At 53.7% G+C, this 11383-nt stretch carries 6 protein-coding genes, 6 tRNA genes and 1 pseudogene; 2 read left to right on the plus strand and 11 right to left on the minus strand.

Annotated features, from left to right (window positions below; all coding sequences use genetic code 11):
* Positions 1–83: 83 nt before the first annotated feature.
* The 11 genes and pseudogenes from JJB97_RS16755 to nagB all read right to left on the minus strand — a co-directional run bounded on the left by JJB97_RS16755 (position 84) and on the right by nagB (position 7134).
* A tRNA-Gln gene (locus tag JJB97_RS16755) sits at positions 84–158 on the minus strand.
* A gap of 93 nt (positions 159–251) precedes the next feature.
* A tRNA-Met gene (locus tag JJB97_RS16760) sits at positions 252–328 on the minus strand.
* Between the two features lie 5 nt (positions 329–333).
* Positions 334–408: transfer RNA gene (locus JJB97_RS16765), tRNA-Gln, on the minus strand.
* Between the two features lie 77 nt (positions 409–485).
* Positions 486–560 (minus strand) — tRNA-Gln (locus tag JJB97_RS16770).
* A gap of 21 nt (positions 561–581) precedes the next feature.
* A tRNA-Leu gene (locus JJB97_RS16775) sits at positions 582–666 on the minus strand.
* A gap of 6 nt (positions 667–672) precedes the next feature.
* A tRNA-Met gene (locus JJB97_RS16780) sits at positions 673–749 on the minus strand.
* 453 nt (positions 750–1202) lie between these two features.
* On the minus strand, positions 1203–2867 hold the full coding sequence (gene asnB, locus JJB97_RS16785) for an asparagine synthase B (protein WP_238715216.1): 1665 nt from the start codon (positions 2865–2867) through the stop codon (positions 1203–1205).
* Positions 2868–3097: 230 nt separating this feature from the next.
* Positions 3098–3827: pseudogene (locus JJB97_RS16790) on the minus strand (HAD-IIA family hydrolase).
* Between the two features lie 94 nt (positions 3828–3921).
* A complete protein-coding gene (nagC, locus tag JJB97_RS16795) occupies positions 3922–5151 on the minus strand; it encodes a DNA-binding transcriptional regulator NagC (protein ID WP_238715218.1) in 1230 nt (409 codons plus the stop codon).
* A gap of 6 nt (positions 5152–5157) precedes the next feature.
* A complete protein-coding gene (nagA, locus tag JJB97_RS16800) occupies positions 5158–6306 on the minus strand; it encodes an N-acetylglucosamine-6-phosphate deacetylase (protein ID WP_238715220.1) in 1149 nt (382 codons plus the stop codon).
* 27 nt (positions 6307–6333) lie between these two features.
* Entirely contained in the window at positions 6334–7134 is an 801-nt protein-coding gene (gene nagB / locus JJB97_RS16805) for a glucosamine-6-phosphate deaminase (RefSeq protein WP_238715225.1), read from the minus strand.
* A gap of 320 nt (positions 7135–7454) precedes the next feature.
* On the opposite strand from nagB, the gene nagE reads away from it, so the two are divergent.
* Positions 7455–9473, plus strand: a complete 2019-nt coding sequence (nagE, locus tag JJB97_RS16810) for an N-acetylglucosamine-specific PTS transporter subunit IIBC (protein ID WP_238715221.1) — start codon at positions 7455–7457, stop codon at positions 9471–9473.
* Between the two features lie 164 nt (positions 9474–9637).
* Positions 9638–11305 carry a glutamine--tRNA ligase gene (glnS, locus tag JJB97_RS16815; RefSeq protein ID WP_238715223.1) on the plus strand — a complete coding sequence of 556 codons (1668 nt, stop codon included), beginning with the start codon at positions 9638–9640 and terminating at the stop codon, positions 11303–11305.
* The last annotated feature ends 78 nt before the right edge of the window (positions 11306–11383 follow it).

Genomic DNA, 11383 nt, shown 5'->3' on the forward strand with positions numbered 1-11383 from the left:
GAATCAGAATCCGGTGCCTTACCGCTTGGCGACACCCCAATAGTGTCTTTTTTTGCGCCAGAACAGACGCGACTGCTTAAATTTGGCTGGGGTGCAGGGATTCGAACCCCGGAATGCCGGAATCAGAATCCGGTGCCTTACCGCTTGGCGACACCCCAGTAGTGTCTTTGCATTTTTTTGCTGATGACAAAGCCAGTTCGGCTACGTTGGATTTGCAGGATTATACACGCCCGCAAGCGCTGCCATCAATATGGTGGCTACGACGGGATTCGAACCTGTGACCCCATCATTATGAGTGATGTGCTCTAACCAACTGAGCTACGTAGCCAAATTTGGCTGGGGTGCAGGGATTCGAACCCCGGAATGGTGGAATCAGAATCCACTGCCTTACCGCTTGGCGACACCCCAGTAGAAGCTTTTGCCCGCGAGCGTCTTGACTGACGCGCCGCCGACGGATAACCGCAACTGCGATCATCGGGAAAAAATGGCTGGGGTACCTGGATTCGAACCAGGGAATGCCGGTATCAAAAACCGGTGCCTTACCGCTTGGCGATACCCCATCCGACAACGCTAAAGGGAAATGGTGCGGGAGGCGAGACTTGAACTCGCACACCTTGCGGCGCCAGAACCTAAATCTGGTGCGTCTACCAATTTCGCCACTCCCGCAAAAGATGGTGGCTACGACGGGATTTGAACCTGTGACCCCATCATTATGAGTGATGTGCTCTAACCAACTGAGCTACGTAGCCTCTTTTCCGCGTTACCTTATCGGCGTTGCGGGGCGCATTATGCGTATCTGTCCTGGCAGCGTCAACTAGTTTTTTTACCGGAAGGCGGCCCTGAAGTTTGTTTGACCAGCTTGCGAACAGCTTGATGGAATTATCGTCAAAAAACAGTAATAGCGATAGCCTTACAGGCAGGCTTAAGTAAGAGCGCGTAAGAAAACGGGCGCGCTGGCCCGTTTCAGAGTGTTGACAAAGAAGGAAAAACGGGGTTTTTCCTTCTTCGTGGTAAGCAGGCGAAAATCGATACTTTGATTTTCCTTATTTTTTATTGCATTTCATCCATCCTGTCTGCGACAGGCTGGGGTCTGTCAGCAGTCTCAAACGGGCGCGCTGGCCCGTTTAGGGATAACAGGTNCTGGGGTCTGTCAGCAGTCTCAAACGGGCGCGCTGGCCCGTTTAGGGATAACAGGTTCTGGCTTACTGATAGGCGTCCTGGTGAACCCCTACCGCACGACCCGACGGATCGTTCATGCTTTTGAAGGATTCATCCCATTCAATGGCTTTAGCAGACGAGCAGGCGACGGATGGGCCGCCGGGCACGCACTCCGCTGCGCTCGGCACCGGGAAGAGCTCTTCAAAGATTTCACGGTACAGATAGCCTTCTTTTGATGTCGGCGTATTGTACGGAAAGCGAAAGCGAGCGGTTTCCAGTTGCTGGTCGGTAACCTGCTGCGCGGCTACCTCTTTTAACGTATCTATCCAACTGTAGCCTACGCCGTCGGAAAACTGCTCTTTCTGGCGCCATGCCACGCTTGCCGGCAGGTAGGATTCAAAGCATTCACGCATAACGTGCTTTTCCATTTTGCCGTTGCCGCACATCTTATCGCGCGGGTTGATGCGCATGGCCACATCAAGGAATTGCTTATCGAGAAACGGCACGCGCGCTTCCACGCCCCAGGCCGACATTGCTTTGTTGGCGCGGGCGCAGTCAAACATATGCAAGGCCAGCAGTTTGCGTACGGTCTCTTCGTGCAATTCTTTTGCATTCGGCGCTTTGTGGAAATAAAGATAGCCGCCGAATACTTCGTCAGATCCTTCGCCGGAAAGCACCATTTTGATGCCCATCGCCTTAATTTTGCGTGACATCAGGTACATTGGCGTAGAGGCGCGGATTGTGGTCACATCATAGGTTTCGATGTGATAAATCACATCGCGGATGGCGTCCAGCCCTTCCTGTACCGTGAAATGAATTTCGTGGTGTACGGTGCCGAGGTGGTTGGCTACGTCCTGTGCGGCTTTTAGGTCCGGCGAGCCTTTCAGCCCCACGGCGAATGAGTGTAACTGTGGCCACCAGGCCTCGCTGCGCGCCTGGTCTTCCACGCGGCGTGCGGCGAATTTTTTGGTAATGGCGGAAATAACAGAAGAGTCCAGGCCGCCGGAAAGTAGCACGCCGTAAGGAACATCAGACATCAGATGACTTTTTACCGCCTCTTCCAGCGCCACGCGCAGCGCGTTTTTATCCGTTTCGTTATTTTTCACCGTATCGTATTCGAACCAGTCGCGTTGCCAGTAGCGGCGGATTTCACCGTCCTGGCTCCACAGATAGCTGCCGGGCGGAAATTCTTTGATAGAGCGGCATACTGGCGTGAGCGCCTTCATTTCGGAAGCGACGTACAGGTTGCCGTGTACGTCATGACCCATATACAGCGGAATGATGCCGATATGGTCCCGGCCAATCAGCCAGGCGTCTTTTTCGCTGTCGTACAGTGCGAACGCGAACATCCCCTGAAGCTCATCAAGAAAGGCCGGGCCTTTTTCCTGATACAGCGCAAGGATCACTTCACAGTCGGATCCGGTCTGGAAGGCATAGCGGTCGCCGTACTGCGCGCGCAGCGCCTGATGGTTGTAGATCTCGCCGTTGACCGCCAGTATGTGGGTCTTACGGGGGTTATAGAGCGGTTGCGCGCCGGCGTTGACGTCAACGATTGACAGGCGCTCATGGGCCAGTATGGCTTTATCGCTGGCGTAAATGCCTGACCAGTCCGGGCCGCGATGCCGCATAAGGCGAGAAAGCTCAAGCGCTTTTTTACGTAATTCGCCTGCATCGCTTTTAATATCCAGCACACCAAAAATTGAACACATAGCTACTCCTGAGTTTCCGCGCGGTGACGGTATTTCATTATCATACGTAAGAAAATGCCGTATCGGGTATGGCCCGCGCAAGCAATTTAAGGGAGCGGAAACAAAAAGAGTAATAGGGGTTGCTGAATAAAGAAAAAACATTACCTGAAGCAAAGAAAAATTGACGAAACGTTAATTTAGCGGCGGTTTTATTAGATGACAGGCCACACCCGATCGCGCGTGGCGAAGATTCAGATGATATTAATTTCAGCAACCGAGAGATGAATACAGGTAGGGCGAAACGGTACGGCGTCGATTCCGTTTAGCAAGGAAACGCCGGTCAGCGCCAGAATCATTTCCAGGCTTGCCTGGTATCGTACGCAGGTTGTCGCCTGCGATGACCGTTACTTTCGAATGCGCCTGCATTTTATTCAGCGCCGGGCGGATAATCCACGGGCTGGGTTTACCTGCGTAAAACGGCGCGCGGCCTGAAATGGTCTCAATACTGGCGCACAGCGCGCCGCAGGCCGGGTAAAATTGTGGCCGCGGGTATCCGGGGGGCGATAAAGCGTGCGCTGCGGGCGATAAAACAGGCGGCCCTGCGCATCATTTCCCCGTTGTAAAAATGGGTTTCTCCCATGATAACAAAATCGGGATTAATGTCGGTGATGCTAAAACCGGCCTCAGGTAACTCATGGTTAAGGGCGTCTTTGCCTACGACCCAGGATTTTTGCTTCTCCTGGCGGCGCAGGAAATCGGCAGTCGTCATTGCTGAGGTATAAAAGACGCTCTCTGGTACTTCAATGCCTGCGGTTGTGAAGCGATTCGCCAGTTCCTGGCCGGTCTGCGAGGGGCGTTGGTCAGCAGCGCCAGCGGCAGGTCTTTTTCCTGAAGGGGGGATAAACTGCGCAGCCCAGGGGTGGCGATATTGCCATGCATCAGCACGCGGCCCATATTACAAATAACATTCTTAATAGCCATAATGGCGTCGCGTTGCCTGCAAACCGCCTGGGGTAAAGGCCGTGGAAAGAAAACGCCTGCCGGGATAATGGCTGCAAAGCAAGCGAAAGCGGGGTTAAGGCGTGTGTTCGCCCAGAAGATGCTGTAACAACGCGCCGTTGAGCATCGCGCGTTTTACCAGCGCAAACGCGCCGATTGCCGAGCCGTCGTTCAGGTGCGAGCAGACGACAGGCAAATTCTGGCGAAACGCTTTTAACGCCTGAGAGTTAATGCAATTGCTAATAGCAGGCAGCAATACGCGCTCAGCCTCGGTGATTTCGCCGGCAATTACGACCTTCTGCGGGTTAAACAGATTAATGGCGATAGCGATGGCTTTGCCAAGGTGGCGGCCGACGTGCTCGATAACTTCACTCGCCAGCGGATCGCCTTTGCTGGCTGCCCTGCAGATGGCGTGAATATCGCAGGTTTCAGGCGTCAGGCGGCTTTGGTAACCCTGTTCGATCAGGTGGCGCACCCGCTGTTCAATGGCGGCATTGGCGGCGATGGTTTCCAGGCAGCCAAAGTTGCCGCAGTGACAGCGTTCGCCAAGCGGATCGACCTGAATATGCCCGATTTCTCCCACGTTGCCGTTGCGGCCAAGGAAGACTTTGCCGTTGGAAAGTATGCCCGCCCCCGTACCGCGGTGTACGCGCACCAGAATGGCGTCTTCGCACTCCTGCGTTGCGCCAAAATAGTGTTCCGCCAACGCCATGCTGCGAATATCGTGGCCCACGAAGCTGGTTAGCCCAAAACGCTGTTGGAGCTTATCCACCAGCGACCAGTCATTGACGTCAATGTGCGGCATATAGCGCACCATGCCGGTATCCGGATCAACCAGACCTGGCAGGATAACGGAAATGGCAATCAGCTCGCGCAGCTTGCGCTGGCAGGCGTCGATAAAATGGGCGATGGCGTCAAGCAGGGCCTGCTCCAGGCTGTGCTGGCTGCGTTCAGGCAACGGGTAATGCTGTTCTACAAGCGCGCGGGCGCTAAGATCAAACAGCGTGACGGTGGCGTCATAACGGCCCAGCCGCACGCCAATAGCCTGAAAATTACGGGTTTCGGTAACAATAGAGATGGCGCGTCTGCCGCCTGTAGACGCCTGCTGATCGACCTCTTTTATCAGGCCGCGATCGATAAGCTGGCGGGTAATTTTCGTGACGCTGGCGGGGGCAAGCTGGCTTTGTTCAGCGATCTGGATGCGTGATATCGGACCGTGTTGATCGATAAGACGATATACCGCCGCACCGTTAATTTGTTTTACCAGATCGACATTTCCAATTTGTGCTTGTCCACCAGTCGTCATCTTTTTTTATCCGGTTATGACCTCGTTACCGTTCACGATGGTCTTGGTGATATTGAAATCGCGCGTGAAAGCGGTCAGATTCGCTACTTTCCCGGCTTCGATTGTGCCAAGGGCCTTATCTACGCCCATCGCGCGGGCAGGGTAGAGGGTTGCCATACGCAGCGCTTCATCCAACGCGATATTGACGTGCTCGACCAGGTTTTGTACGCCTTCAATCATGGTCAACGCAGAGCCGCTCAGGGTTCCGTTTTCGTCAACGCACAACCCGTCACGGTAGTATATTGTTTTACCGGCAAAAATGAACTTGTCAATGCTGGCGCCTGCCGGAGCGGTAGCGTCTGTGACGAGGCACAATTTTTCACCCTTAAGGCGCTTGGCGTTGCGCACGTTGGCGTAATCCACATGCAGGCCGTCAACGATAATGCCGCAATACAGATCCGGTTCATCGAAAATGGCGCCTGCCAGACCCGGTTCGCGACCGCTGATGTACGGCATGGCGTTATAGAGGTGGGTGGCGAAGCTGATGCCCGCGCGAAATCCTCGTTTTGCTTCATTAACGGTCGCGTTGGAATGGCCGGCGGAAACAATGATACCGGCTGCGACTAACTGGCGAATCACTTCCGGCTCAACCATTTCCGGCGCGAGAGTGATTTTGGTGATAACGTCAGCGTTTCGGCAAAGGAAATCGACCAGTTTCGCATCGGGTTTACGCACATAGTCAGGGTTATGCGTGCCTTTTTTCGCCAGACTCAGCCACGGCCCTTCAAGGTGCAAGCCCAGCGCCTGATGCTGATGTTTTGCCAGGTATTCGCGCATGACGCGCACGCCCTGCATCATTAGTTCGTCGCTGGAGGTGATAAGCGTTGGTAAGTAGCTGGTGCAGCCTGCCTTTTCATTGGCCTTTTGCATGATTTCCAGCGTTTCGACCGTAACGGCTTCAGCGGTATCGTTAAACTGCACGCCGCCGCAGCCGTTTAACTGCACATCAATAAAACCCGGGGCGATAATTGCGCCGCCCAAATCGCGCGTCTCAATCCCCTGCGGCAGCTCGGCAACAGGGCAAACGCGCTCAATCAGGCCGTTTGCGATAATTATCGCGTGGCCGTCCAGAACGTCATGGCCGGTATAAATACGGCCGTGGATTAATGCGTACATAATTATCTCCCCGGATTATTAACGTGCTTACAGGCCTTTGATGCTTTCTGCTTCCAGCTCGTTGAAGTATTTGAGCGTTTTCACTTTCAGTTCCATAGTGGAAGGCTCATCGCAGACGACAATCGCTTTTGGATGCAGCTGCAGGCAGCTAATGGTCCACATGTGATTCACGTTGCCCTCAACGGCGGCCTGAAGCGCCTGAGCTTTTACATTGCCCAGGACCAGAATCATAACTTCTTCGGCATCCAGCAGCGTGCCCACGCCAACGGTCAGCGCGTATTTCGGCACCTGGCTTACGTCGCCGCCGAAAAAGCGGGAGTTGGCAACGCGGGTGTCATGGGTCAGGGTTTTGATGCGTGTACGGGAAGCCAGCGAAGAGGCCGGTTCGTTGAATGCGATATGGCCGTCATTGCCAACGCCGCCCATGAACAGGTGGATTTTGCCGTAAGAGCGGATTTTTTCTTCATAACGACGGCACTCTTCATCAACGTCCGGCGCGTTGCCGTTTAGCAGATTAATGTTTTCCGCAGGAATATCAACGTGATCAAAGAAGTTTTTGTGCATGAAGCTATGGTAGCTTTCCGGGTGTTCCTGCGGCAGACCAACGTATTCATCCATATTGAACGTGACGACGTGTTTGAAACTGACCTGACCTGCTTTGTGCATTTCAACCAGCGCCTTGTAGGCTTCCAGCGGCGTGCCGCCGGTCGGCAGGCCCAACACGAACGGGCGCTCGGCGGTGGGGTTGAACGCATTAATACGATTAACGATGTGGCGGGCTGCCCATTTACCCACCTGCTGCGCTGTTGCCAGGGGAATCAGTCTCATCATTCACCTCATAGAATTTAAGTTAAAAATTAGCTATGCGAATCGCCGCTCATTTTGAATAAGCGTAATACAGTTTGCCGCGCGATTCGACATGATTTTTCGTACTATAAAATAAGTTTTTGCGGATAGCCAGACAAAGGCGGGTGGAGGTGCGATATTTGGTGACTTTTATCACAAAAAATACGCTTTTAATTTGCGGTACGAATTAATTTTTCACACACTTGCATGTGATGTGCCAGGTGGCCGCTAAGAATTATGATTGACCACACTATAACAACAGCGCTTTGACGCTTGAACTCGGGGTTCATAGGGGGAATAAAGTGAGTATTCTAGGCTATTTACAGCGCGTTGGTCGCGCACTAATGGTGCCGGTGGCGACATTGCCAGCGGCTGCTATTCTGATGGGGGTCGGTTACTGGATAGACCCAGTCGGCTGGGGGGGAGACAGCGCGCTTGCTGCGTTCTTTATTAAGTCCGGCTCCGCCATCATTGACAATATGTCCGTGCTGTTCGCCATTGGCGTGGCTTACGGTATGTCTAAAGATAAGGACGGCGCCGCGGCGCTGACCGGTTTTGTCGGTTTCCTCGTTTTAACCACGCTGTGTTCTCCGGCAGCGGTTTCCATGATCAAACATATTCCGGCAGACCAGGTGCCGGCCGCGTTTGGTAAAATTCAAAACCAGTTCATCGGTATCCTGGTGGGTATTATTTCCGCCGAGCTTTATAACCGTTTTAGCGGCGTTGAGCTGCCAAAGGCGCTGTCTTTCTTCAGCGGCCGCCGCCTGGTGCCGATTTTGACGTCGTTTGTCATGATAATCGTTGCCTTCATTCTGATGCTTGTCTGGCCGATAATTTATGACGGTCTGGTCGCTTTTGGCGAGCACATTCAGAAAATGGGCTCTGCGGGAGCGGGCGTTTACGCCTTCTTTAACCGTCTGCTGATTCCGGTAGGTTTGCACCACGCGCTCAACTCAGTATTCTGGTTTGACGTAGCGGGTATTAACGATATCCCGAACTTCCTGGGCGGCGCGCAGTCTCTGGCCGCAGGTAAAGCGGAAGTGGGGATTACCGGTCGCTATCAGGCAGGTTTCTTCCCGATCATGATGTTTGGTCTGCCGGGCGCGGCGCTGGCGATTTACCACTGCGCTCGCCCTGAAAACAAAGCCAAAGTGCTGGGCATTATGATGGCCGGGGCCTTCGCCGCCTTCTTTACCGGTATCACCGAGCCGCTGGAGTTCTCCTTCATGTTCGTTGCGCCGGCGCTGTATGTTATCCACGCCATTCTGAGCGGTATTTCCGTATTCATCGCGGCCAGCATGCAGTGGATTGCAGGATTTGGCTTCAGCGCCGGTCTGGTTGACCTTGTGCTGTCCACCCGTAACCCGCTGGCGACCCACTGGTATATGCTGATCCCACAGGGCCTTGTGTTCTTTGTGATTTACTATGTGGTGTTCCGCTTTGCGATTGTGAAGTTCAATATGATGACGCCGGGGCGCGAACTGGCTGTTGCCGGCAGCGAAGCTGATGGCGAAGATAAAAACCTGAGCGCGAACGGCGAGCAGGATATCCCGCAACTGGCGCGCCAGTATATTGCCGCCGTTGGCGGGTCTGATAACCTGACCGGCATTGACGCCTGCATCACTCGCCTGCGTCTGAGCGTAAAAGATTCTTCCGTCGTTAACGATGCCATGGCCAAACGTTTGGGCGCGAGCGGCATTATTCGCCTCAACAATACCAGCGTGCAAATTATCGTTGGCTTCGTGGCCGAAAAAATCGCCAATTCCATGAAGACCGTAGGCCACGTTGACGCAGCGCCGGCAGGCGATGCCGACCCGGCGCCAGTTGCTAAAGCGCAGGCGGTATCGAGCGGCGCTCAAACGCTGGTTACTCTGGTTTCGCCGGTAACGGGCGACGTTGTGGCGCTAAATGACGTGCCGGACGAGGCGTTTGCCAGCAAAGCGGTGGGGGATGGCGTTGCCGTTAAGCCAACCGAAAAAACCGTGGTTTCGCCAGCGGCGGGGACGGTAGTGAAAATATTCAACACTAACCATGCATTCTGTCTGGAAACGGCTGAAGGCGCGGAAATTGTTGTTCATATGGGCATCGATACCGTTGCGCTGGGCGGGCAGGGCTTTACGCGCCTGGTAGAGGAAGGCGCGCAGGTGGCTGCCGGCCAGCCGGTGCTGGAGATGGATTTGAGCTTCCTGAACGCGAATGCGCGCTCCATGATAAGCCCGGTTGTCTGCAGCAATATCGACGATTTCGGCGGGCTGGTAGTGAAAGCGTCAGGTTCCGTCGTTGCAGGCCAGACGCCGCTGTATGAAATTAAAGCTAAATAAACTCTCCTGAGCAACCCACTCGCTTTTAGCGGCCAGGTTTTCCTGGCCGCTTTTTTTTTACGCTGTATAACCGATGTGATTTTCTGTCACTTAAAGGTTGTGTCCATGCACGGCTTATATGATCATGTGCGGTAAACTGATTTATACGCTCTGAGGTATTTGAGATGAGTGAGGCAGAAGCCCGCCCAACTAATTTTATTCGCCAGATTATTGATGAAGATCTGGCCTGCGGTAAGCACAAGACTGTTCATACGCGCTTTCCCCCTGAGCCGAATGGCTACCTGCATATCGGGCATGCAAAATCTATTTGCCTGAATTTCGGCATCGCCCAGGATTATAAGGGCAGTTGCAATCTGCGTTTTGATGACACCAACCCGGTTAAAGAAGATATCGAGTACGTCGACTCTATCAAATATGATGTTGAATGGCTGGGTTTTCACTGGAGCGGCGACGTTCGCTACTCCTCTGATTATTTTGACCAGTTGCATGCCTATGCCGTGGAGCTTATCGATAAAGGCCTGGCCTACGTTGATGAGCTGTCGCCGGAGCAGATCCGTGAATACCGCGGTACGCTGACCGAACCGGGCAGACATAGCCCCTATCGCGATCGCAGCGTGGAAGAAAATCGCACGTTGTTTGAAAAAATGCGTAATGGCGAGTTTGCCGAAGGCGCCGCCTGCCTGCGCGCGAAAATTGATATGGCGTCGCCGTTTATTGTCTTGCGCGACCCGGTTATTTACCGCATCAAGTTTGCCGAGCACCACCAGACCGGCAGCAAGTGGTGCATCTACCCGATGTATGATTTCACACACTGTATTTCCGATGCGCTGGAAGGCATTACCCATTCGCTTTGCACGCTGGAGTTTCAGGATAACCGCCGCCTGTACGACTGGGTGCTGGATAATATCTCAATTCCGGTACATCCGCGCCAGTATGAGTTTTCGCGCCTGAATCTGGAATATACCGTGATGTCCAAGCGCAAGCTCAACCTGCTGGTTACCGATAAGCATGTGGAAGGGTGGGACGACCCGCGTATGCCGACCATTTCCGGCCTGCGCCGTCGTGGCTATACGCCTGCATCTGTTCGTGAATTCTGCAAACGCATCGGCGTGACTAAACAGGACAATACGGTAGAAATGGCTGCGCTGGAAGCCTGCATTCGTGAAGATCTTAATGAAAATGCGCCGCGCGCGATGGCGGTTATCGATCCGGTCAGGCTGGTGATTGAAAACTATCCGCAAGGTCAGAGCGAAAACGTTGTGATGCCCAATCATCCCAATAAACCGGAGATGGGCGTGCGTGACGTGCCGTTTAGCGGTGAAATCTGGATCGATCGCGCCGATTTCCGCGAAGAGGCAAACAAGCAGTACAAACGCCTGGTGTTAGGTAAAGAAGTACGCCTGCGTAATGCTTATGTGATTAAAGCCGAGCGTGTGGAGAAAGATGCGCACGGGAATATCATGACGATTTTCTGCAGCTATGATGCCGATACGTTGAGCAAAGATCCGGCTGACGGACGCAAGGTGAAAGGCGTGATTCACTGGGTTAGCGCGCAACATGCGCTGCCGATAGAAATTCGGCTTTACGATCGGTTATTTAGCGTGCCCAATCCCGGCGCGGCAGACGATTTTCTGACGACTATCAATCCTCAGTCGTTGGTGGTTAAACAGGGATATGCTGAGCCAGGCTTGCAACTGGCGGAGCCGGGCAAAGCGTTTCAGTTCGAGCGTGAAGGCTATTTCTGCCTTGACAGCCGCCATACCACAGCGCAAAAACGGGTGTTCAATCGCACGGTTGGCTTGCGTGACACCTGGTCAAAAGCGGGCGAATAAACCCAGGCAGTATGAGGTAAAAATAAAAACGCCGCGTCTGCGCTGAGGAATCCCCAGTAATGGGCGGGTGAAAAAAGA

The organism is Tenebrionibacter intestinalis, from assembly GCF_016632365.1.
GTDB lineage: Bacteria > Pseudomonadota > Gammaproteobacteria > Enterobacterales > Enterobacteriaceae > Tenebrionibacter > Tenebrionibacter intestinalis.

What these genes read in the sequence shown, in the direction of transcription:
- asnB (WP_238715216.1), bottom strand. Translation starts at nt 2,867, where the DNA reads ATGTGTTCAATTTTTGGTGTGCTGGATATTAAAAGCGATGCAGGCGAA.
- nagC (WP_238715218.1), bottom strand. Translation starts at nt 5,151, where the DNA reads ATGACGACTGGTGGACAAGCACAAATTGGAAATGTCGATCTGGTAAAA.
- nagA (WP_238715220.1), bottom strand. Translation starts at nt 6,306, where the DNA reads ATGTACGCATTAATCCACGGCCGTATTTATACCGGCCATGACGTTCTG.
- nagB (WP_238715225.1), bottom strand. Translation starts at nt 7,134, where the DNA reads ATGAGACTGATTCCCCTGGCAACAGCGCAGCAGGTGGGTAAATGGGCA.
- glnS (WP_238715223.1), top strand. Translation starts at nt 9,638, where the DNA reads ATGAGTGAGGCAGAAGCCCGCCCAACTAATTTTATTCGCCAGATTATT.